This is a genomic window from Sphingobacteriaceae bacterium, from assembly GCA_016715905.1.
GTDB lineage: Bacteria > Bacteroidota > Bacteroidia > B-17B0 > Aurantibacillaceae > Aurantibacillus.
Genome location: JADJXI010000020.1, coordinates 387581 through 412502, shown reverse-complemented (window position 1 = coordinate 412502; position 24922 = coordinate 387581). Strand labels below are relative to the sequence as shown.

Here is a 24922-nt window from a genome sequence, read left to right as displayed (position 1 = left end):
AAAAACAGCAACAAATAGCTCGGTTAAGCAAGTAAGCAAAAAAAATCCCGAAATATTTTCCGGGATTTATTTTTTTCTTATAGTTTCTGCGAAAAGCCTTCTCTAATTTTGTCAGCCTTATACTCGCCTCCATACAACTTATCTTTAATTTTGCTGAAACACTCAATGGTGTATTTCACATCTTCCAAGGTATGAACCGCGGTAGGAATTAAACGTAAAATGATCATGCCTTTAGGAATAACCGGATAAACAACCATCGAACAGAAAATCCCAAAATTTTCACGTAAATCAATCACCATATTGGTAGCTTCAGGTATACTGCCATTTAAGTAAACGGGAGTAACCGGACTGTTAGTATCACCAATATTAAATCCGGCTTCCTGTAAACCGCCCTGTAAAGCTCTGGTAATTTCCCATAACTTCTCTCTGTATTCAGGGTGATTACGCATCAATTCTAACCTTTTTAAAGCACCAATTACTAAAGGCATAGGCAAACTTTTTGCAAAAATCTGACTACGCATATTATAACGTAAAAAAGTAATAATTTCTTTAGTCGAACTGATGTATCCACCAATTAAGGCAAATGATTTAGCAAAAGTTCCAAAATAAATATCAATTCCATCCTGGCAATTTTGTTCTTCACCGGTACCTCCACCATTTTTACCCATAGTACCACACCCGTGTGCATCATCAACAAACAAACGGAAATTATATTTCTTTTTCAGCTCTACAATTTCCTTTAATTTTCCCTGATCGCCACGCATTCCAAATACACCTTCGGTAATCACTAAAATTCCACCGCCGGTTTGTTCAGCCAATTTTTTAGCTCTTTCTAATTGCTTAACGCAATCCTCAATATCATTATGTTTAAATACATAACGCTTACCCATATGCAAACGAACACCATCTAATATACATGCGTGGCTTTCTGCATCATAAACAATCACGTCATGGCGATCAACAATTGCATCAATGGCGGAAACCATGGCCTGATAACCAAAATTACAAAGAATAGTATCTTCCTTTTTTACAAATTCAGATAGTTCGGCTTCTAATTGCTCATGAAAAGTAGAATTCCCACTCATCATACGTGCACCCATCGGCAAAGCCAATCCGTATTTTTGTGCCGCATCAGCATCCGCTTTTCTAACCTCCGGATGATTGGCTAATCCCAAATAATTGTTTAAGCTCCAGTTCAATAAATTTTTTCCTCTGAATTCCATGTGAGGATTAATATCGCCTTCCAGTTTTGGAAAAGTAAAGTAACCATGTGATTCTTTTGCGTGTTCACCAATCGGGCCTAAGTTGGATTTTATTTTTTCAAAAATATCTTTCATTTTTTAAGAATTGATAGGGCAAAGATACTTGTTTTATTAGGATTTTGAAAAAGGCCGGAACAGACGTAATTCATAGATTATAAGTTAGTTACAAAGAGTTAATCCTTTAGTTTATGGAATTTGTAAAGCTTGTGCATCTAAATTTCAAAACCGGCAATCAATTAAAAACAAAATATATGGAAACCAGTAAAACAAAAAAAGCCTCCTCCCTTGTTGCACTTGCTTTTGCAGCAACAGCAACTTTGGCCTGGCTCACCCCTAACAGCATTTACAAATCAATGATAGAAAATGATTTGATAAAAACAATTAAAGAAAAATTAACGGAGTACAATACACATTTACCTGAAGAGCGGGTTTATTTGCAATTAGATAAACCCATGTATGAACCCGGAGATGATATTTGGATTAGCGCATACGTACGCGATGGTATTACTTTAAAATCTTCAAAGGTTAGTGATATCGTTCACCTTGAATTAATTAATCCAAAAGGAACTATTGAAAAAAAGATTAGTGTACTAACTAAAAACGGAAAGGCCTCCGGCGATTTTTCAATAGATAAAGAAGCGCTTGGCGGAATGTATAAAATTAAAGCCTATACAAACTGGATGAAAAATGAAGGGGAAGAAAATGCATTTATAAAAGAAATTCAAATTCAGGATGTGGTATTACCGGCATTAAAAATGAAATTGGATTTTGAAAGAAAAGCATTTGGTGCAGGCGATGAAGTTATTGCTAAATTAGAATTGAATACAAACGAAAATACACCACTGGCTAATCATAAAATAAAATTAGTAGCTAACTTAAACGGTGAAAAATTATTGGAGAAGGGTGATGAAACGGATGAAAACGGAATACAATACATTAAATTTAGTTTACCAAAAAAATTAAGCAGCAATGATGGTTTATTAAACATAATGATAGATTACAATGGTAGCACCGAAAGTATTTCAAGGGCTATTCCAATTGTACTCAATAATATTAAACTAACTTTATTTCCTGAAGGTGGTGATTTAATCAACGGATTAGAAAGTAAAGTTGCTTTTTCTGCATTAAATGAATTTGGCAAACCGGCCGATATCGAAGGCGTGGTTGTGACTGAAAAGGGAAGCACTATTAGTTCTTTCAAAAGTTTTCACCAAGGTATGGGCGCTTTTCAAATAAATCCACAACCCAATGAAAAATATTTTGTAAAAATTACAAAACCCGAAGGGATATCAACCACTTTTGCTTTACCTGAAGTTTTGGACAGAGGATATGCCATTGGTATTGATAATTCAAGAGAAGGTGAAATTGGTGTTACTGTTCAATCAACCGAAAAAGAAGGTTTGGCTTTAGTAGCACAAGTAAGAGGAAAAGTATACTATTCTACATTAATTGATGCATTACCGGGCACCAATAAATTTGTTTTCTCTACCCAAGATTTTCCGGTTGGCGTTGCTCAGCTTACTCTTTTTGATTCAGAAGGTATTGCAAGAGCAGAACGATTAGCCTTTGTGAATAAACATAAGCACATGAACATTTCGGTTGAAACCGAAAAAGAAAAATATTTACCCAGAGAAAAAGTAAAAATGACATTAACGGTTAAAGATGAGCGCGGTCTACCAATGCCTGCAAATCTTTCTATGGCTGTGGTGAATGATCAGTTTTTATCTTTTGCCGATGATAAATCGGGAAATATTTTATCTCAACTATTATTGCAACAAGATATTGGCGGAAAAATTGAAGAGCCCGCGTTTTATTTTAATGACAAAGAACTAAAAGCTGATCAGGCCTTGGATTATGTTATGATGACTTCAGGATGGAGACGTTTTACCTGGGAAAAATTAATGGAAGATGATTTACCTGCTGTAATTTATCCTATGCAAAAAGCTATAGTATCCGGATCTATTTTAGATGCCTATACCGGAAAACCGATTGATGATGTGCTTGTAAAATCCACATCCGGGAAAGAAACTAAAACGGATGAAAATGGGAATTATCTATTCAATCATTTGGATTTATCTAGTCCAACAATGTTAAACATTAAAGCAGATGGATATTATCCGCAATCACTACAAGTAATGGATTACAATCAAAATCAAATTGTGTACTTGTATAAAGTACAACACAACCATCACCATTGGACCCGATCAAAATCTGCCGGAAACGGTATTTGGAGTGAAGCTGAAATGGCAGTGCCTGCTTCAGCGCCCCGAGAAGAAATGGCCATGGAAGCTGCTCCAAAATTAGATGCTGTAATGGGTGGAGCTAAATTTAAAAAAGCAGCTGTGTTGCGTGACAATTTAAAAGGAAAAAATGAGGGCATAAAAAATTTAGAAGCAAATAAACAAGAAAGAAAATTAATAAGAGAAATTAATGCTTCAAAAGACATGGATAAAAAAGGAGAAGAAAAAATGATGCTTGCTGCCGGCAAAATAAGAGACGATCGTTTTGCAAGCGGCATGGCAGAATTAAAGGATGAAGAAGATTTCAGTCAACCCATTCAAAATGTGTATTACCGGGCCCGCCAATTCCAGGCTCCTAAATATGATAAACAAGAAAATGTAGAAACAAGAACAGATTTCAGAAATACTATTTACTGGAATCCAAACATTGAAGTGGGTTACTCCGGAAAAAAAGTAATTGAATTTTATGCTTCTGATGACATTACTTCATTCCGAACAACAGTTGAAGGAATAGCATCCAATGGAAATATTGGAAGAACAGAAAAAACCTTTTTCTCACAACTCCCTTTTGCCATGACCACCAAAATTCCGGTAGAAGTAGCTACAGAAGATTTTGTTTCTATTCCATTAACTTTAAAAAATAATACCGACGGACCTCTAGGAGGCGTTATAAGCATTACAGCGCCTGACGGATTAAAAGAAATGGTAAAGTTAAATCCGGTTCAAACCATTATGCCCGGCGCAGCCAAAACCATTTATTTAGACTATAAAGTGCTTGATAAAATTGGTTACGGCGAATTTACTGTTGGATTCAAAGCTTGTGGATTAGGTGACGCTTTTACTCAAAAAATAAAAATTGCTCCTAAAGGTTTCCCGGTTCAAACATCATTTGCCGGACAAGAAGTAGAAAAAGAATATGAATTTGAAGTGAATAAATTAGTAAATGGTTCTTTAAAAGCAAGCTTTAATGCATTCCCAAATGTAGTTTCAGACTTGATGAAAGGTGTAGAAGGAATTTTACAAGAACCTTATGGATGTTTTGAACAAACTTCATGTACAGCATATCCAAACGCCATGGTTTTAGATTATATGAAAAATACCGACAGCAAAGACAATAAAACCTTAGCCAGAGCCACTGATTTATTAGATAGAGGATATAAAAGATTAACCACTTTTGAAACGAAGGAAAAAGGTTATGAATGGTTTGGTGCTAATCCTGCACATGAAGGATTAACTGCCTATGGCATTATGGAATTTATGGATATGAAAAAGGCCGGTCAGTCTATTGATCAAAATATGCTGGACAGAACTGCCAAATGGTTATTAAGTAAAAAAGATGGCAACGGTGGATTTAAAAGAGAACAACATGCTTACCATGATTTTGGAAGAATAAGTGAAGATGTATTAAATGCTTATATCGTTTATGCATTAGCAGAAGCCGGTTATTCTGACATTGAGAAAGAATTTGATAAATCATTTAAAAAAGCCATGGAAACTAAAGATCCCTATTTATTAGCCATGTTATCAAATGCAGCTTACTCTTTAAATAAAAATTCAAAAGGAGATGAAGCTTTAAAAGCATTACTCAGCAAACAAGCAGCTGATGGTAGTTTTACCGGAAGTTCACACTCCATCACCTACTCTCAAGGAAATTCCCTTACGATTGAAACTACTGCTCTATCCATTATGGCTATGTTGAAATCAGCGAACAAAGGTGGGGTAGCATTAAACAATTCCATTCAGTATTTAACTTCCACCCGTAGCGGGTCCGGTGTATTTTCATCAACACAAGGAACTATTCTTGCCCTTAAAGCTTTAACTGAATTTGCTAAATTCAGCAAGAAGACAACAGAAGATGGCACTATTGTTATTTTTGTTGACAATAAAAAAGCCAAAGAAGTTAGCTATAAAGCTGGCGATAAAGGTGCAATTACTGTTGACGGATTAGAAAAATTTGTTTTAGGAGAAGGGAAACATAAAATAAAAATTAAATATGTTGGCGTAAAAACTCCGTTGCCTTACTCTATAGCTGTTAATTGGAGTACGGCTTTACCAAATAGTGACTCGGAATGTAACATTGATTTAAAAACAAAACTTTCATCCAAAGTTGCCAGTGTTGGAGAAACCGTGCGCTTAACAACAACCCTAATCAATAAAAAATCGACAGATGTTCCAAGCACTATGGCTATTATTGGAATTCCTGCCGGATTTACAGCACAGCCATGGCAATTGAAAGAATTGCAGGAAAAACACGTATTTGATTATTATGAAATTAAAGGAAATAATATTGCGATTTATTATCGTGGTTTAGGGCCTAAAGCAGTGAAGGAAATCAATCTTGACCTGAAAGCAGAAATGCCCGGTGAGTATGATTCTCCCGCTTCAAGCGCTTACTTGTATTATACAAATGAATTCAAAACTTGGAGTGCGACAGATAAAGTAACCATCAGAAAAACAAACTCATAAAACAACAAGGCTTCGATAAGCTCAGCCGCCCTTTGGTGGTTGAGCTTTTCGTAACTTGGTACTTGAGCCTGTAGAAACCTGGTGGTTGAGCCTGTCGAAACCACATTACAAAACAAAATAGTATTGTCAGGCGGAGGGGTTAAATGTCGAAGCCGTCTATACAAAGATATGCTAAAAATTGCCCGCTTAAAAGCGGTTTTTTGACGGATAAAACCGTCCTGACAACTAATTTACCCCTTATCAGCTCGCCTTTCAGTACATTTTGCACCCACTTGTATTGCTATTACTTTTAATAGCTTCTTTCGCCTCTCTTTTGGCTATTAAAACACGCTCTTACCGAAGAAAGGAATTGGCACAAATTTTTCACCTTAATTTTGTATAAAACTGATAGGTTGAAAAAAATTATACTTTCATTATACTGTATTTTCAATATCACTGCCCATGCGCAGAATTGGGTATGGGCTTATCCATTTACATCATACAGTGGGACTCAATTGATGAGTCTTAAGCTTAATTCCGCCGGCCTCCCTTATGTTATGGGATGGAGCCAAACCAAAACTACCTTTAATGCGAGTAACGGGCCATTTGCTTTTACTGGTCTGAATACTTTTGTGACAAAGCTTGATAATACAGGAAACGTGCAATGGATTGGTGGAGGATGGGGATCAAGCGTATGGGGTAGAAGCATGAGTATTGATAAATATTCAAACTGCTTTATAACTGGTCAGTTTGGTGGCAATGCTTATTTTGGAATTGGCTCAGACACATTACATAGGACAGCGAGCACTCTTGACTATTTTCTTACAAAACTTGATGCGAATGGCAAGACCGTTTTTTTTAAGCATGAAGGTGACACTTGTGATGATCTTGGAACTTCAGTAACCGCTTTTCAGTCGGATGAAATTATTGTTACATGGACTGATCAGCTTGCTTGCGATAATAATGATGCTTTTAAGTCGCATTTGAAAAAAATGAATTCGTCAGGAAATGATATCTGGTCTTTAAAACAACCTTTCGATGGCTTAGGATCAAACACTATTACTTACGCACCTAACAATGGGTTTTTGGTTTCTGGTTCTTGGTTTGGCTCAACTCTAAAGCTGGAAGGAATTTCCGATACCTTGGCGTTAGCTTCAACAATTCCTAATAGCATTTCAGACGTCTTTCTTGCAAAATACTCTATAAGTGGGAATCCAAAATGGGTTAAGGCTGTAAGAGGCAATAATTACCAGTTTGTAAAAGGGCTTACAGCAAACAACTCCAATATTTATATGGGCTTGGATAGTTGGGATTCCTGCTTTTATGATAATATACTCCTCATTCCAAAGGCAACAAGAACTCATCACATTATAAAAACGGATTCAGTAGGTAATTACATTAAACATATTGGTTTTCCTGAGTCACTCTATCCGACGGTTTTTTGGTTAAAAGATCTGAAGAGTGATGACGATGGGAATGTTTATTTATTAGCGCAAGTTGATACTTCGCTATGCATAGGCAATGATACGATACACTTTGATCGATTACCAAATGAACAAGCACTTGCAATAATAAAGCTCGATCAGAATCTGAATTACATTTGGTCACAGCATATAACCTTTGGGATGTGCAACTGTTGGGGTGGAGAACTTGCGATTACTGATTCATTAGTCTATGTTGGAATAAATTATGATGCAGCGGTTTCTTTACATGGTAGTGCTTATCAGTTTCCCGCACCGGATGTTTCTTCTTCAAGTAATTGTTTTGTTGCAGCTATTCAAAATGGCTCTATTCCTTCCTCAATAAAAGAAATTACTGAATTCCAAAAGATCAATATTTTTCCAAACCCTACTTCAGGAAAATTTGTAATTCGCTCGACTAAACTAAAAGAAATCACTGTTAGAAATATTTTGGGTAAAAAATTAATAGAAGAACGGTCTGTGTCAGGTATAAACGATATGTACATCGATCTAAGTCAACAACCAAAAGGCGTTTACTTGATCGAGATACTTTCTAATGAAAAAAAAGCAGTTAGAAAAATAATTATCGAATGAGGCTATGGAGTGTTTAAAATTTGATTTACATATTCAATCCACCCGTAATTTGGAATTTCTTTGTCAATATAATAATCGGGCTGTAATCCTTTACCGTCTATTGTAAAGTCTGGAATACGATAGCTCTTTGATAAACAATAACCTAATTCTAAATCATTGCAAGGAGACTTAACCGAAAACATATTTGAAATATCAAGGCTTCCAAAAGTTGTCGTTCCGAATAACTTTACTTTTTTACTTTGCTTAGCCGCTAAAATAAACTGTTCAGTAGTACTACCACATCCTCCATTTATTATTATACCAACTTTTTTTGGATAAGCATACATTGTATCTGAAGTTTCAATATCCACAATGGAACTATCTAGGTTTACAAACTTTCCTAAGTTCTTATTTAATTTATCCGCAGTTTCTCTTGCCCATTTTTTATCTTCTGGTGAAGCATCTGGATTATTTGCAAATTCTTCCATTCGTTTATTGTTCAACGGAGTGGATAATAGCTCCATCCCAACCACCCGTATAGGATTTGTATAAATAAGAGGAATTAGTTTTTCAAAGCTACCGTCACTTCCGCCGCCGTTATCCTGTAAGTCAATAATAAGATTTTCTGTTTTTGTAATGGTTTCCATATTAGCGACAATTATGCTATCAATTTGTTTTTTGGCGGAACCGTCGAATGAGGGAATCCTGAGTATAACAGTTGTGTTTGATAGTTTTTCAAATAAAGGGATCTCCGTGGATTCGAATTTAAAAGACAAGTCAAGAGATTTGTCCGCAGGAAATATTGGCGCAATCCGCTTGAATAGGGAAGAACCAAGACTAAAATAATTGTTGCCGAGAAATTTAGCGGTTTTGATTTCTGATGCAGAGTGATCCCTCATGTAATAGGTTCCGCTTATTTTGCTATTATCATCTTTGATTCTAAATTTAACTTGCGCCTTTGTCCAATAGACACCATCAGCTTCAAGAACAAACCCAATGTATTCATCATTGACTTTTCTTATGCCAATTTTATAGGGCGGTGATGACCAAATGCCTTCTAATGTTGGCTTTTTTAATTGGGAAATGTAGGAATTGAATTCCTTTTCATTATACGCATACTTTTCCCAGTCTTTAAATTGTTTTCGGATTTTGTCATTATCTACATTTTCCTTTTCAGACACCTCTGCTTTAGCTAAAGATTTCAACCATAAATGGCCTCTACGGAAATAGCGTAACCATTCTAAAAGTGCCTTAGCACAAAGTTCTTTGTCTGTAATGGTTTTTACTTTCTCAGAATAAATGTCTGTATGCTTTTTATAGTCTACTTCGCCTTTCTTGTCCAGTACATATTGAAACCCTGCGTCATTTTTTTCGAACGTTTCTTTGAGCCAAACAAAATTATCTGCACAGCTACAATTTTGACTGAATGATAATTTTGAAAGTAAAATTATCAAGATGATTAAATGTCCTTTTTTCATAATATGAATGTATTAAAAAATAATGAAAAGGCAATGTTATAGTAAGAAAGCCTGAGAGTTTTTTACTATACAAACAACTATCCCTCATAATATAAAGCGTCTAAAAAGGCTGCTCTGGCCTCGCTAATTTTTTCTTCTTGGTTATTCTTTGGAGAAGGATGTAGCCACCACTCCGAGTCAAATATACTAACGATCACATCCGTCCAATATCTTTCGTAATCCATATTTGCTTGTTGAATCCCAAAGTCTTTGCAGAGAAGCGATTTGTTTTTACTTACAAAACAAATAAACGTGTCCGGTCTTTTCATAGCTAAAAGTCTTGATGCTGTCCCAACCCCGGAAAATGCTTTTGTAAAATGCTTTATAAAATTATCATAGTGGGTTTTTGTGATTTGTCCCTGCAAAGGAATTTGGTCTAAGGCGTTTGAAATATTAATATCATTGATGATTATCTTGTTTTTAAATACTCCTGCGCCTTTCATACTTCCAAACAAACCCCAATCTAAACTTTCTGCTCCTTTCATTTTGTTTGGAATACCTGCAATGAATTTTCTTTCCTCTCCTTTAAGTTGACTGAAATGATCAACGCTTTCAAATAATTCTTTACATTTTGCAATAACTGCTAAACGACTTTCCGGACCATGATGGGGTTCGTAATTAACTTTATGAATAAAATCCTTCCATGTCATAATCGCCATAGGGACTTGATGAAGGGGTTTTCTTACTTTTTTTGCACCACCATATTGACCTGATAAACTATCTACTTTGGGTTTGTGGTTTTTCCATGCAATTCGGTAATGTTCAAGTTCGGTTTTTGATACTTTTTTTGCGTTATCCCAACTTTCTTCGATCAGTTTAAAAGCAGATTTTAAAACGTCTTCGGAATTATCACTCTTGCTACTTACCAATATTGTTGCCTCTGTATTTAATGAAAATGCGGCATTAGTGAAGTTCGCACTACCAATAAGTAATTCCCAGTCATTACTGTTGTTATAGAACAAATATAACTTAGGATGAAACGTACCAGTAGGTTGCATTATGAAACGAACTGAGCTTGTTTCTAGAAATTTCTCTATGAAATCCGGATGCGTTTGATAAAAATGAATACCTATGATCATCTTTTCAATTTTTCCTGCCCTTGATGTCAAATCGGAAAAAACCTTTGATGAAATGCCAGCCCATGCAGTTGCCCAATAGTATTTCTTGTATTGTTTCGCAAGCCGTAGAAATTCCTTTTCTAAGTCCGATGAGTTTATTAGTAATTTCATATAACAATATCCATTTACTATTCAATTAAAGCTTGCTGTTCAAGTCCTTTTTTTTCATCCGATATAATGTCAATTAAAGGTTGAACTTGGGGATCATTAAACTGGAGAATACTGGTTTTTAATCGAAGTTGAGTATTATAAAGTTCTCTATTCCCATTTTTCTGTATTAATAATTTAATTTCAGACGGAATAAAATAATTTGCCCGATCCAAAAGGTGTTTTTTGAATTCATACAGGTAAATGTGGATGCCTGCGAAATCAAAATCTCCAAAGTGTATGTACGAATTTTTTATGCCTTTCAACCATGTTATTAAATCACCGCTTTGAGGGTAACGACTTACAAAAATTGGATTAAATTTTGAAAAAAGGTTTTGCTGCCGTTCAATAAATCGGAAATTCTCAGGATTTTCTATTCCTATTATCGTAAATGTTTCAGGAATTGAAAAGGTCTCATAATCATGAATGAATAAAAAACTGCCCTGTCGGGGCTGAAATTCGTGAGGTTCGCCATTTAAATAATATGAAAATGGTAAAAGGCTATTAATAAGAAAACCTTTGAAATGGCGAGTCCTTTTGATCTTGGTATTATTACTAATTTCCACGGCCTCCTTCCCGGTTATATCATCGTTCTCTAATCCGACAATATATTTTTCAAGATCATTGATCCCGTATTTGTTTTTTAAATAGTTATCCAGTAAATCGGGATTTTGGAGATGTAGCTTGGCCTTTGTCCTGCCTATTACTTTTCTAATAAGGATACCGTCAGAAATAAGCGCAGACGAAAAAGATCGATTCAATTGACTCGATGAAACTTCCCGACTGGTTTTAAGCAGGAGTAACTTTTTAGCTATTGGAAGCGGAAGCCTCATTTTTGGACGAAATTAAGCGCTTTACGCGAGTGTTTTTATCTTGATCTTTCCTTAATTCATAGACATGTTTATATGCCAAAGCATCCCTCTCAATTGGGGAGCCGTTAATCAGAAGAATATTTCTATCGTTCGCAAATTTTAGAATCCCTCTCACATTTCCAGGGTGCAGTCGGCCAATCTCGTCCATCATGCAATGGAGCCGGAAATCCTTAAACTTACGGGAGGCGCTATCTTTAAAAACATTGAGCAGCATAATATTTATCATTGCTTTTACAAGAATATCCGTTCCTTCTGAACCAACATTTGATAATTTCTCTACCCACCCGCTATCATTTTGATTTTCCACAACTCGGAATTTCAATTCAAAGGAATCTGAAATACGGATGTGATTGTTTTTGGCATCTTTGATTTCCTTAACCAATAATGTCAACAATTCTATTGCCTGAGATATTTTCTTCTCATCACTTTCACTGCTAAATAAATTAGGCTCATTTCCACCTAAAGAACCATAATTATTATCAGCATTAAAGGATTTAATACGCTTTAAAATATCTACTACACGATTGGCACTTTCTTCAATTCTCATTTCAATGAGACTAATAACACCCACGAAATTTTTTTCCCTGAAATCACTGTTGATCTTGCCAATTACCTTTTGTATATCACCTTCCTTTGAAATCAAGTCGGATATATCTTTAGAAACTATATTTATTATATCAGCATATCTTTTATTTACCCGCTTTTCATATTCAACTATTTTGTTTTCGTCCATGAATTCCCTTAAAGTATTGGCAAATACCAAATAATCGTTTGATTCTGTGATTGATTTAAAGTTGAAAATATTATTATGATTAAACCGTCCAATAAAATCGTTGCTAACGGTTGTAAGGTTATTTAACTCATCTATGTAGCTGTAATGCGCCGATTTAATGGTAGAGATATAAGTGGTTATTGGGCTTAGTATAATCTCAGATAGTGAAATCGGAGATTCGCTTGCAATCTGCTCATATTCTTTTGATAATCTAAACTGGCTATATTCTTCTAACTGGTTCTTTATTTTTTTATGTTCATCATCTGCCTGATCTAATTCGCCTTTTAATTTGTTAAGAAGCGTGGTAATTTCATTCTTTTTACGATCATACTTCTTCAATTCATCCCTAATTTCCTCTTCTTTTAAAACCAGATTCGTATTAAAAATATCCAGCTTATCAATGTATTCTTTCTTGTCGTTTTTATACTGGATCGTTAACTCAAAGTGTTCGTCAATAAATTTCAACTCTTGAGTAACTAATTCAAGGGCATCTTCTATATTCTTTAGTCTTTCTGTATTCAGACCTTTACCTTCAAGTTCAGCAAGTTTACTCTTTTGTAGTTCGTTTTTATCGCTTTCAAATGCGATTCTTAATTGCTGTATTAACTCATCAATAATTTTAAGATTCTTGCCAAGCACAGACTTTAATTCGTCTATTTTAAGATTTCTCTCAGCTCGTTTAGTAGCAATTTGTTCTTCTTGGGAATTACTCAGCGACTCACGTTCCTTTTTTGAAGTTTCAAATTCCTGTCTTGCCTTCTGAAGGAAACCAATTATTTCGGCTAAAGCTTTATCCTTCTCAAGTTTAGCTTTGTTCTGCAATTCTTGTAAATCGATTGAAAGTTGCTGATTTTGATTATTTAACGACAATAATTTGAAGTCAAGTTGCTGTGAAGTGTCATTTTGTGATCGTACTTTAATCTGAATTCTCTTGGTCAGTTTATCCAAGTCTATTTCTTTTTTTGTAGCGAGTTCTGTTATATTTGCCTTAAGGGTCTCAATCTGTTTTTCGAGCTGAACTTTTTCATTGTTGTATCCCTCAATAGTCTTTGTCTTTACCTCAATGCCGTCAAGGTTTAGTTTAACTCCAAATAGCATTTGATTTACCTGCGCCAATTCAGGAGCAAGATCTTGGTTGAAGATAATATCTTCACGACATACTTTACCTATTGTATTTTCCCATCCCGGATACTGTTCATTTAGGTATCCAAAAAAAGCACTATTACTATTATTTATTCGTTCTATAAGAGTTTCAAACTCATTTCTTAGCTGTTTTAGTTTTGTGTCGTTTTTTTCGTAAGACTGACGGTATTCCAATTCAATCTTATTTTTTTCATGATCGAGTTCTTGACCCAAGCGCAACTTTTCAGCTTCAGCAAGCTTAATAGTTGACTGATAGTCTTTGACTAATTTTTCATTCTCCGAAATGGTTTTTATGGTTACATCAAGTTCTTTTTCATAAAATTTTTTGTTCCGCAATTCGATTTCCTTTTTCTCTAATTCGGTTAAATTTGCTTGAGCCTTTACAACTGATTCATTCGCCGCAGCCATTTTACCTTTGAATTGAGCCTTTATTTCACTCTCAATATCTTCAAAATCCGTATTGGCCTGCTCAATAAATGAATTAAGTTCGTTTCTTAACTCTACTTTTTTTGAATCTTGAAGGTTAGTATTTTCTTTAAAATCATTTGCCAACCGTTCTGATAGAACCTTATACTTTTCTTCAATACTCTTAAATTCAGTTAAAATGATCGATTTTTCTTTTTCAAGAGAGTTTTTGCGGTTTACTAATTCACTCTTTTTATTTACTCGTAAAACTATTTCGTCAATCTTTTTTTCCTTATAGAATATTTTCTTGGTTTCAGCTATTTTTTTCTTGCCCTCTATTTCTCCTTTTTCAGCATTAAGGGTAGCTACTTTTGAATTATAAGCAGATTCAAATTCTGACAGATTTGATTTTTCCTTTATTAAATTTGAGTTTAAAGTGCTAATTTTCTTTTCAAGTGCGGGCAATTTTTTCTCATCTAACGCTGCTGTATAATCAAGAAGCAACAAGTTCTCTCGCTTATCAGCCATTGCCTTTAGGATGTGATTGTGATATAAAATAATTTTCTCCGCCTTCTCCTTTACCTTTTTATTTTTGAATGTCTCAATGTCCTTAAACTCATTCTCAAAATCTATCAAATGATGCTTATATATTCCAAGATCAATTTCGAGATCATCTTCACTTATGGAATCAATAATTGTTTTCTTAATAAAATCAGCTTCTAGTTTAGAGTTAAGAAAAACATTTTGTATTGTTCTTGGAATGTTCTGATACAACTTACTTTCAAGGATTGCATACTTTTTGTATGCGCTTTTCCCTTCATTATTTCCGTACAGAATATTACGGTATTCTTCGTAGCGTTCTATCTTATTTGAATAATCAATGCCTGCTTTATCGAGGTTGGCTCTAATCTTGTCCCATGAATCATAAGCAAGTGATCCCTCAACAAAATAATCCATCTTAAACGGAATGTCAATAAAACGGAAGGCTATTCTGCCTGATTGTTTGTAAGCAAGCACACAAAACTGTCCTGTTTCGCCAGCCACCTCGAAGACAATGTAACTGCCGGAATAATTGAAATAATATTCTGCAAACGATTTTTTCTCTCTTGGAATTCCTAATTTGGTTGTATCGGCATTATAGAAAAAAAGAATAGCTCGCAAAAGTGTACTTTTTCCGACACCTTGTGTTCCGGTAAAATGGACATTACCGTCCACACCAATTTCCTGATAGCGGATCGTGGCGCTATTTATAAATACTATTTTAGTTAACTGCCTCATCTTCTTCCGAAACATTAATTATTTCTATCAATCTCTCTATGTATTTAATGGATGAGAGGACTTTCCAGCTATCTAAAAGTTCATTTTCTAATTCAACCATTTCATCTCTCTTCAATAACTCAAGAAGTTTTCTTACCCTTCCGGTCAAATTATCTTCTCCCGTAAGTTTTTTCATACTTTCAAGCTTTAACTTTAACTCGCTATTTACTTTACATTGCTCGGCGACTGCTGAAGGAGAAAGTTTTGTGCCAGGACCGAAGGAAGAATTTACAGTTTTAAAAAAGTCGAGTACATCAATCCATTTATATGCAGTTTCAAGTTTACGCTCAATATCAGCCTTGTTTTCAAATCTTGTAAAATGAAAATAATCATCTCCACGTTCCAATCTGAACCCAATAGTTTTGAAATAATCATAAAGCGGATCAAAATTCTCGTCAATTGACTGATAAAAATTGTGCATTTCTGAAGTACTGCTATTTGCACTTATGAAGCCCCCTTTACTAAGGGTTTCAAATATTTTTTCGGTATGTTTTGGAAGATCACTCATTGTTTTGGATAGGCTATTACATATTCAATATCACTCGTTTCAGCGTAATTATCTGACAATTCAATCTCTTTCGGGTATAGCGATATTAGTTGACAAAATATTGTCACTTTTTCGCCAAACTCAAGATTTTTCGGAAAATCATATTGCATAACAAAATCAAACAGATCACGACCCGCTGCAAGGAATCCATTTTTTACGGCCTCAAGATCAACTATAACTTCATTATCGACCTCCGCTTCCAAATGCTCAGGCAAAAAAGCTGGTGCAGAAGGTAACTTAAGACTTTTGCCATGTTTAATCTTGGCCTTTACTTTTTTTATTATGTCCAATGCTTCATCAGATTCCAACATTTCTAATGAAAGTTTTAATCCATAAATCGGGTTAGGCTCAAAAGAAACAGGATTCAATTCGCCAATTACAGATTGTACATTGGTTTTACTTATTAATTCAAACTGATCCTTTAAATACTTTATACGTTGTAGTTTTTTTATGAAGTCAGACTGCCTTCTAATCTGATTAAGGTAATCAATTACTTGTTTTTGAATTTCAACAAGATGGTTTCGTCCATCATTCAATTGAATTCTTAATTCGTTTCGGATTCGCTTTAACTCCTCATCCATCGCACTGGTAAAGAAAAGGGATTCCTGCTCAAAAACAAGATTGTGGGTTTTTTCGATCAGACTTGATATGTCGTTCCCTTTGGTTTCATATCGTTGCAGCTTCGATATTTTGATTTTATAAGTTGGCTCAGTTTTGTAAATATCCTCGATGTTACGCCCTAAGTCAATAATATTTCTGATTACGGTTCTTCCGGTTTTCCTTATGTCCGATTTTATCTTTCTAAGATAATTATAACGCCTGTTCTCATTGGACTCATCAATGTAAAAATTCATATTAGCTTTTATGTTTTCAATATTCTCAAAAACAAATGCCGTGTTTATTTCGGTATTGACATCTAAGATGTCTTCAAAAAAATCCAGATAGCGAGATTCTATTTCGAGAAATTCTCCATTCCTAATAAGTACCGTACGGTTTATCAGCAATTCAAGTCGATCTTCTTTTTCATCCGTCAGTAAAAGCGCATCATCATAACGGACTCTGAGATTTCGTTTATCAAATAATTCCGTAAGCAGGCGACCTTCCCTGTGGAAGGTATCAATAAACTCTTTTATGGACTGAAAGCTTAACATACATTTAAAAACTATCCTCGAAGTTCCTCATTAGTAAGTAAATATAGCAAATAAAGCTGTTTTGACAATGAATCAATGTAAAAACCAAGTGAGGGTGAAACGGCCATGCGGGTACGATTTCAGGAGATTTGATAAATACCGCATCCAAAAAAATTAGTAGAGGCTTGAAGACGAAAAAAGTACTAAGGTTAACTCTTGTTAATCAAATTAAGGATTGCAACAGTAACTGCTTTGCACGCGATAGAATCAGAATTCAAACCTCGTATTTTCATTTGGCTTATCGTGATTATTTACTAAAAATCCTTTCCTTTTTCAATTTAATTTCTTTGGTTTTTAATTGAATAATAATATCTGGTGCGTAGAGGTCTTCGTTATTAATAGAATTGATTGTTTTTTCGTCAAGATCTGCAACTGTTTTATCATTTAGTTTTAGAATTTCGTCACCACATTTAATCCCCTCTTTTTCTGCTAAACTGTTTCTAAATATCTCTGTAACTTTTACCCGTTTACCGGTCTTATCACATTTAAAACCATAGGAAAATTTTGAAAGCATATCGCTACCGTTCTCTATTGGTTTCAGATATATGTAATAATGTTTCCAATCTATTGTTACAATGAAATTTTTAAATAAACCAAGACCAACAAGATTTTTTCCTTGATACCGAGGCTTGTGAGTAAGCAATGAAGACTTTAATTCTAAATCCCCAATTTTAACCGAATTAGCTTTGACATAGTTAACTTCAATTATAGAATCCCGATTTACATTTTCACCCATTTGATTAATGTTATAATAGGATGTCTGGACACACTCCGAACATGAGAGACGAATTTTATTTATATCAAATTTATTATTGAGTTGAAGGATTTTGTCATTTCCTGTATCTAACAAAGCTGTTATTGTGTCACCATTATTAATGACGATCTTTATTACAGGTGTCTGTTGTTCACTTAAAGGTGTGAATCGGATTTTACTAGCACCTTCAATATTTTTAAAGTGAATTAAGGTGTCTGAGACTGTAATTGTTGTGTCCTTAAAATTGAATTCCCAAATAGAGTTTTGCATTGCGTTAACACCGATATAACCCGAATTAGTTTTTCTCCAGCAATATGCCATGTCAGAAACCGTATAAGCAAGATTGTTGTACCTAATACTTTCTATTTGAGCTTGTGAAGAACCATAATCCAATTTTAGCATTCCAAAACGAACAAGTTTTTTTGATTGCAAATTCAAGGCATCTTTTGTCCGAAAACAATAAGCACATGGTGAACCTGTATCAAGCATAAATTCACGTTCTGCTTCTGAATTATTTAATTTTGCTTTAATAAAAATCCAATTATCGTACGTGAATTTAAATTTTGTTGGAAAATTGCTAGACGTAATAGAAGAATTTTTCAAAGATTTTTTTAACTTCTTTTGACGGATAAAAACACAAGACGAAATTATTCCAAGAAAAAATGAAATTCCGATAAGTAATGTTATTAAACGAAGCTTTTCAATTGACCTTGCAAATTTAATTAGACTCCTCATGGTACAATAAAATTACTAATAAATAACTGTACTTTTCAAATTAATTCATTCGTTTATGCACTAATTAATTTGAATTGAGAGTTAGCGGCCAAATTACTTTTATTTTCTACAAATGATTGTAAGGCTGCCTTTAACCAATCATTTATCTGATCCGGTTGTTGAGGCTTTAAATATGGGATAATACTTAGATATTTAGGCCCCTCTTTAATAAGTAAATTCATTTGAACTAATCTCTCAAGGCGATTTTCAATCTCCTTTATTTCTAATGCATTATTAAAAAAATGTGAAATCGAATTTAGATGAGTATTTTCATCCGTTAGAACAAATAAAAGCGAATCCAATTCATTTAAAATTGTTTTTCCGACAATTTCCTCACGGACAATTTCAGTAATTTGAATGAAATTAAACCCCATTTCTGCATAAAATGTAGTTTCATTTTCCATCCATTTTCTTAAGACAATATTCAATGAACTAATATCAACTTCGTGAGTCCCTTTGTCACGCTCGAAAAAATATGCGACTTTATCCAAGTCGATAAAATTTTTTGGAAACCATAAATTGTAGAAATAATACGGTCTAACGTTAACATAATCAAATTCACTAGGATTACTGTGCATAGGTGAAAATCTTTGAACCTGAACTGTTGTAGCAAAACCACTGGGAGGTTGCAAGTGAGTTATTTTGTCAATCACCCCAATCATTTCATCATAATCGGATTGATTTTCCCCACTAAAATGACAAAGAATATTGAAACTAACATCTATGCCATATTCTTTTGCAAGCTTTAACAGTTGAACATTTTGAATTGAAGATACTCCTTTCTTCATTAAGCTTAAAACGCGTGAACTGAAACTTTCGATTCCAGGTTGGATACGTTTCACATTTGAAAGATACAATGAAAATGCAGCTTTACGTGATACATTTGATTTTATCTCATAGAAAAAGCTGTACTGATATGGTAGATCGGCTAATTTTAGTAATAATCCATCGTATGCTTTCGCCGGTAAAATATTATCTGCCGCTACAAAATTAACAACACTATATTTTCCGGATAAATGTTTTAATTCATTTATTATAGTTTCGTCGCTTTTGAAACGATAACCCATACCCATACTATTTAACCCGCAAAAGGTACAATGGCTTTTTTGTCCCCACCAACAACCCCGTGAAGATTCAAAAGGAAGACCGTTAAAAATTGTAGGTGCTTCCTTTCCGAAGTGGAGATTTAGCTCATTGAAATAATCATCGTAATCAGGGCATTCCACATCCTTCAGGTTTGTAATTGGTAAAGCGTCCTTACTACATACTCCATGCTTTGCAATTCCGTCAATTTCCTCAAAAGGGATTATTTTATTTAAATAATCAAAAAATTTTATTAAGGAATTATCTGATTCACCAGTAAATACGTAATCAATCACATCCTTAAATCGGAGAGAATACTCTATACCCATTTCGGCATGAAAACTTGAACCACCTAATACCAAAATTCGGTCTGGACTTCTTTCCTTGATCTTTTTTGCTAATAATAAACTCGCAAAAATTTGATTAAAAGTGCTAGTGAAGCCTATTACTTTAAAATTAGTATCAAGAATTTTTTCTAAACAATCTTCAATAAAGATTGGAATTATATTACTCTTAAGGTTTATTAAAGAAGCAAGATAAGTAGGGTTTTTACTTAAAAACTCCTCCCCAAAAAATGTTTTAAAAGCTGTCAAATCATATTCCTCTGAATAATTAAAGTAATGCGAAGCGAATAGATATTCACCAACAGCATTTGAATCGGAATATTCTGAAAAATATCCGTAATTCTTTTCACCAATCAAACTGGCAAAATGGACATTAAAGTTGAATGTCTTTGTTTCAAATCCCAAACTTTTGAGTTTCCCACTCAATACTCCAATCCCTAACATCGGATTTCTAGGGGATGCCCAAGGCATCGAAACAAACATCATGTTTTTATAAGTGGACATAGTTATTAATTTAGTTGATTGTTAGTTTCTCTAATGTTAGCCTTTTTTCTAGTAGTAATTTGCTCTTATAATGCCTTGATAAAAGCTCATATACCAAAAGTTCATTAGCTCTATTTTTTGACATAAAAAGCCTGTCAAGATTCATATGCATTATACTGGCCAAAAGATCTGCAACATCTACATTCAATTTTTTTGCCCTTTCTAAATCGCAAATTTGTTCAATTGATAAAAAGTTCAATTTGCTTCGTTGATCAAGTAAAGGTCTTATGAATTGAAATCCTTTCTGGTTTTGAAATTGATCTTTCAAAACATTTTCGATGCCAACCTTTAATTTACGGTATTTCGTGTCGATGTTTATTTTTAACCGCTTGTCACCCTTATGCTCTTTAAAAAACTTAACTCTTAATGATTCTATTAAATCATACTTTTGTTCCAGATCAAATCCAAAATCGTTTAATAAAGTATTAATTGATAATAGACCTATTTGCCATCTTTTTTGATCTGAATCCGGTAAGGTTAACCTTGCTAAAATTTCACATATAAATTCACTATCATAAAAAAATAGCTGTTCAACATGGTCAATTGAGGTGTCGCCATAGCGTTCTATTTCACGGAAATATGTATCAGTAATTAATCTTGAAACTAAATTTTGCTCGGTTAAGGAATTCATTTCATCATTCATTACCTTTAAAACCTCCCCAATTCTTAAAGTATTTTTAATATGCAATCGTAACCGCAAGTGAGGTTCAGGGTCACTATACCTGATAAAAAACCATTTATCAATTAAATCTTGCGAAAACAATTTTTCAACAATGGATTTAATACTTCTTGTCAGAACAAAGTCTGCTGTCTTTACGCCACAATATATCTTATAAAACAGCCATTCACTTCCCAAGTTGAATATCTTTTTCGGGGTGCTAAAATTCTCAGGGAGCCTTTCATTCAGATTATTCTTTAAGTGGCTTTGATTAAATACAGTTGAGATAAACTCGTTTGTAAAACATTTATTATCTGTGTCCTTAACACAAGAAGAGTTATTATCAAATAAGAACTCATTTAACGCAATGCTTGTTCTTCCTTTTATAAGTTCCAAAAAAGTTTTTAGAGAAACTTGATTTTTGCAATCAATTAATAATTCGTTGTCACCATCAACTATTAGAAATCGGTCTGGTAAACCAATCCGTGACTTTATGTCAAAAAACGCATTTACTTTATCTTGATAGGTATTAAGTTTATCTTTTAATTTATTAATATCTGCCTCTGCTATCTGCCATATCGCCGGTGAGAGAATCACGTTATCAAATTCAATGCGAGGTAAAAATTCAAAAAGATTAGAAAGTACTCCCCAAGGAAAAGTAATGTTTTCTCTATCAAAATACTGTGTTTGTAAATCGCATAAGAAGTGGTAGACTGGTAAACTATTGAACTTGTAATTATGGGCGTTACTTAATTTAGGGATTATTTCCTTGTTTAGTCGTTTATCAAAAAGCACAAGTCTATTGCCTGAAAGACGCAAAAACAAATCTTTCATATTGATTTTATATTCTTCGTCAACATGACTTTTTGCTAGAAAGGGAATTTCATATTTTCTTAACGATGGCCTGGCTAATATATTCCCTGTTCTATTTTCTGGAAGATGGACAATTTCAGCAAGTATTTTTCCCGAAAAAACCTCTTCCTCATACACAACGATATCTTTTAAAATTGTATTCAGAGTTTCGTTGGTCATAGAAAAACGACTAAGAAGATTAGCTGCACTATTTCCACCCGCACTCGACATTTCAATTTTATTAGTGATTGGATCAAGTATTTTGAAAAGAACTGAAAATGTAGATGGCAAAGTATCACCAGAGTAATCTACCTCTTTAAAATCATCATAATTTATTTTGACAATCTTCTTTTTTTCCGTTACCGCTTCTAATAATAACTCATGTAAAACGGTTTGCAATTTACCCCATTCTATCTTATTTGAAGTATTACCTTGCTTTGGAAAATTGATATCCTCAATAAGGCGATTAATACCAGTATTATCTCTCTCGGGATACCCTATACCTGTTTCGTTGTCTAAAGCGAGCAACAATGGGACTTCAGCGTCATAAAAACGATCATAAAAACGTTGTTTAAACCCTTGTAAAGTGGTATTTTCAGTTGGTGGGCATATTTTAACAAGGAATTGTAATGCCTTCTCAATTGATTCTTGAATGCTGGAATCCAGGGTAGCATGAATTGGACGCTTAAAAAGATCGGTCTGAAATAAATTTACCTCATTCAAGTTTGGTAAAACCATCTTTAATCTATCAAAAATATATCGGTAGAAAGTTATAGGATTTGATATGTTTTCATCCAGAGCTTTTAGTTTATTATTTATTTCGTCAAGTGCGCTAGTAAGCTCATTTAATGTAGTGTCATTTATTCTACTTTTAATTTTATGTAAATATGTTAATATAACATCAAAAAAATTGAGCCCTGTGGTAGAAGGTTCAATTTCACTTACGATAATTTGTGAGTCAATTAGTTCCTCAATAAATGCTAGTGCATCTCCTTCCGTTACATCATCACAAATTAGTAATTTACTAATGTCTGTAATTGTAAGGCCGTTTTCAGAAGCTTCAAGAATATATGTTAAATAAACAGTGCGATCCACTTTAGAAATGCTATGGAAACGCTTGTTATTTTTTATATTGCATTCCACATACCTATAACTACTACCTATGCTATAAAGGCTAGTATTAGGATAATATTTGAGGTACTGTCTTACGGAGGGCATTTTTGAAATTTCCAAAGCAAGGGTGCAAAGTACATCTGTATCTAATCTGGTATTCCTTATGAGACCTTTTTTTTGATCAGAATCAAACAAGATGTTTGTTGTATTCTTCCAGTCTCCAACGCATACTGCTGCGAATAGACCAAAAGGAGTACACCTGTTTTTTGCGCGAGTCTTATATTTGTATAATGAAGTTTCTATCTTATCAGATCTTTTGTTATTGTCAATAGGGTTCAGTAAATGTTTTTCATATTCGTAATAGAATGAAGATGACGCTAAATAAAGAGATTCTTTAAAGAGGCTTCCATCAATATCACTTTGAAATGAGTTTAATGGCGTACGAAGTATAAACTTTGAATGAAATTGTAATTGAACCTTTCCCATAATCAACTTAATAATAAGCAAGTGTCCCAATTTAGGTCTTCAGGGTTTTCTGACAGAAAACCAAGAAGTGCTAAACCTATACCTGTTACGCCTTCTAATAAACTATCATTGTTTTTCCACCCACTTTCTTCCCATGTTTTATAGCCAGCGATCCCGTCGTCATATTTAGACATCTTCAATGTTTCATTTAACCAGTACAATCTAGCGTCATCAAACTCTTTCAATTTAGTTTCTTTATAGAAACGATTGTATATGTGCGCCATTCCAGATGTGCCATGACAAAGGCAAGCATCTTTAATCGCATTTTGTTTCAAGTCTAATCTCTTAGTCGAATGAATTAATATTTCAAGAGCTTCATTTTTTAAATCCGATCTATCGAGCGCTTTTCCGGCATTCCAAAGAGCAATAGCAATTCCAAGATCACCATAACACCATCCAAGTCGCGAAAAACCTTCCATGATAGTGCCATCTTCATAACAATTCACTGGATAAAGCGAAACGTTATTATCTTTTTTAAGTCTTAACGATAATAAAAAATTGACTGAATTCTCCAATAAATATTTTGCTTTGGGATTAATGTCTTTTATTTTGATTAACTTAGATAAGAGACAAATTATACTTGGAATTCCATGTGATAAACTTAGATTGATGGTTTTAAATTCGTAGGCGTTAGGGTTCTTTGGATCTGAATTTAATACCCACGCTATCCCAGAGTCATAATCTTTTTTATTATCGTCTAATATTTCAATTAAGCTATCGAAGTAGTCTAACTTCACTTTGTCAAATACGTTTCGGTTGGAGATTGCCAATGCAAGCCCCAAAGAATAATGTAAGTAATCATATTCACCATTACGTAAATCATTAAGGCTGGAATTCAGGAGTTGATTCTCCATGCTATCAAGAGTACCAAGTTCGGCAAATCCGAGATTTACTAAATAAGAGTAATACCAAATAATTCCTGAGTAACCAAGGCATAAATTATAGCCACCCTGCATTTGCTTGTTATTCTGAAGAGATAAAAATGTTTCGTCAAAGTAGTTTTGGATTAGAAACAAAACTTCTTCCCTGCTATTTGAAATTAGTTTTTCATTGATCTTAAACAACGAATAGCCGGCCTTACCACAAAATAAGGAAAGATCGAGGCTAGTTTTCTCAGCATACACTAAGGATTCACTAATTAAGCTAATTTGACGTTTTATTTTTTCTTCCATTTTTCTTCCAACACAAATTTTTAAAAAAGTAACACTTTAAAATGGCTTATCAGGAAACTGAATATCAAAAGAAACGAAAACCTTATAAACTAAAGT

Annotated in this window: 13 protein-coding genes; 2 read left to right on the top strand and 11 right to left on the bottom strand. The window is 33.9% G+C overall.

All coding sequences use genetic code 11. From position 1 onward, the window contains the following. Positions 1 to 77 precede the first annotated feature (77 nt). Positions 78 to 1337, bottom strand: coding sequence for an aminotransferase class I/II-fold pyridoxal phosphate-dependent enzyme (locus tag IPM51_17130; protein ID MBK9286022.1), 1260 nt, complete (start codon positions 1335 to 1337; stop codon positions 78 to 80). A 113-nt stretch (positions 1338 to 1450) separates the two neighbouring features. Between IPM51_17130 and IPM51_17125 the strand changes: the two genes are divergently transcribed. Both IPM51_17125 and IPM51_17120 read left to right on the top strand, forming a co-directional pair. Beyond that, positions 1451 to 5968: a hypothetical protein gene (locus IPM51_17125; GenBank protein MBK9286021.1), complete on the top strand. Its 4518-nt coding sequence runs from the start codon at positions 1451 to 1453 to the stop codon at positions 5966 to 5968. A gap of 392 nt (positions 5969 to 6360) precedes the next feature. Next, positions 6361 to 8001 (top strand): T9SS type A sorting domain-containing protein, encoded by a 1641-nt coding sequence (locus IPM51_17120; protein MBK9286020.1) that lies wholly within the window; start codon positions 6361 to 6363, stop codon positions 7999 to 8001. A gap of 2 nt (positions 8002 to 8003) precedes the next feature. Here the strand turns inward: IPM51_17120 and IPM51_17115 are convergent, their stop codons facing one another. From IPM51_17115 to IPM51_17070, 10 genes are all read right to left on the bottom strand, one after another. Then, on the bottom strand, positions 8004 to 9458 hold the full coding sequence (locus IPM51_17115) for a S41 family peptidase (protein ID MBK9286019.1): 1455 nt from the start codon (positions 9456 to 9458) through the stop codon (positions 8004 to 8006). 77 nt (positions 9459 to 9535) lie between these two features. Continuing rightward, a complete protein-coding gene (locus IPM51_17110) occupies positions 9536 to 10726 on the bottom strand; it encodes a phospholipase D family protein (protein ID MBK9286018.1) in 1191 nt (396 codons plus the stop codon). A 17-nt stretch (positions 10727 to 10743) separates the two neighbouring features. Beyond that, positions 10744 to 11595, bottom strand: coding sequence for a hypothetical protein (locus tag IPM51_17105; GenBank protein ID MBK9286017.1), 852 nt, complete (start codon positions 11593 to 11595; stop codon positions 10744 to 10746). Then, the gene (locus tag IPM51_17100) at positions 11570 to 15232 is read right to left on the bottom strand and encodes an ATP-binding protein (protein MBK9286016.1); all 3663 of its coding nucleotides are present in this window, start codon (positions 15230 to 15232) and stop codon (positions 11570 to 11572) included. Before IPM51_17100 ends, IPM51_17105 begins: the two co-directional genes overlap by 26 nt. Beyond that, on the bottom strand, positions 15216 to 15779 hold the full coding sequence (locus IPM51_17095; GenBank protein ID MBK9286015.1) for a hypothetical protein: 564 nt from the start codon (positions 15777 to 15779) through the stop codon (positions 15216 to 15218). The genes IPM51_17100 and IPM51_17095 overlap by 17 nt, the downstream gene beginning before the upstream one ends. Beyond that, entirely contained in the window at positions 15776 to 16969 is a 1194-nt protein-coding gene (locus IPM51_17090; protein ID MBK9286014.1) for a hypothetical protein, read from the bottom strand. Before IPM51_17090 ends, IPM51_17095 begins: the two co-directional genes overlap by 4 nt. 286 nt (positions 16970 to 17255) lie before the next feature. Then, entirely contained in the window at positions 17256 to 18365 is a 1110-nt protein-coding gene (locus tag IPM51_17085; GenBank protein ID MBK9286013.1) for a hypothetical protein, read from the bottom strand. Between the two features lie 185 nt (positions 18366 to 18550). Further along, complete coding sequence (locus tag IPM51_17080) at positions 18551 to 20467, bottom strand: RiPP maturation radical SAM C-methyltransferase (GenBank protein ID MBK9286012.1); 1917 nt, start codon at positions 20465 to 20467, stop codon at positions 18551 to 18553. A gap of 10 nt (positions 20468 to 20477) precedes the next feature. Continuing rightward, on the bottom strand, positions 20478 to 23615 hold the full coding sequence (locus IPM51_17075) for a lantibiotic dehydratase (GenBank protein ID MBK9286011.1): 3138 nt from the start codon (positions 23613 to 23615) through the stop codon (positions 20478 to 20480). Positions 23616 to 23617: 2 nt separating this feature from the next. After that, positions 23618 to 24826 carry a lanthionine synthetase C family protein gene (locus IPM51_17070; GenBank protein MBK9286010.1) on the bottom strand — a complete coding sequence of 403 codons (1209 nt, stop codon included), beginning with the start codon at positions 24824 to 24826 and terminating at the stop codon, positions 23618 to 23620. Between the last annotated feature and the right edge of the window lie 96 nt (positions 24827 to 24922).

Coding starts and splice junctions, on each gene's coding strand:
- IPM51_17095 (MBK9286015.1), bottom strand. CDS start 15,779: ATGAGTGATCTTCCAAAACATACCGAAAAAATATTTGAAACCCTTAGT.
- IPM51_17090 (MBK9286014.1), bottom strand. CDS start 16,969: ATGTTAAGCTTTCAGTCCATAAAAGAGTTTATTGATACCTTCCACAGG.
- IPM51_17100 (MBK9286016.1), bottom strand. CDS start 15,232: ATGAGGCAGTTAACTAAAATAGTATTTATAAATAGCGCCACGATCCGC.
- IPM51_17075 (MBK9286011.1), bottom strand. CDS start 23,615: ATGGGAAAGGTTCAATTACAATTTCATTCAAAGTTTATACTTCGTACG.
- IPM51_17070 (MBK9286010.1), bottom strand. CDS start 24,826: ATGGAAGAAAAAATAAAACGTCAAATTAGCTTAATTAGTGAATCCTTA.
- IPM51_17110 (MBK9286018.1), bottom strand. CDS start 10,726: ATGAAATTACTAATAAACTCATCGGACTTAGAAAAGGAATTTCTACGG.
- IPM51_17105 (MBK9286017.1), bottom strand. CDS start 11,595: ATGAGGCTTCCGCTTCCAATAGCTAAAAAGTTACTCCTGCTTAAAACC.
- IPM51_17115 (MBK9286019.1), bottom strand. CDS start 9,458: ATGAAAAAAGGACATTTAATCATCTTGATAATTTTACTTTCAAAATTA.
- IPM51_17080 (MBK9286012.1), bottom strand. CDS start 20,467: ATGTCCACTTATAAAAACATGATGTTTGTTTCGATGCCTTGGGCATCC.
- IPM51_17125 (MBK9286021.1), top strand. CDS start 1,451: ATGGAATTTGTAAAGCTTGTGCATCTAAATTTCAAAACCGGCAATCAA.
- IPM51_17130 (MBK9286022.1), bottom strand. CDS start 1,337: ATGAAAGATATTTTTGAAAAAATAAAATCCAACTTAGGCCCGATTGGT.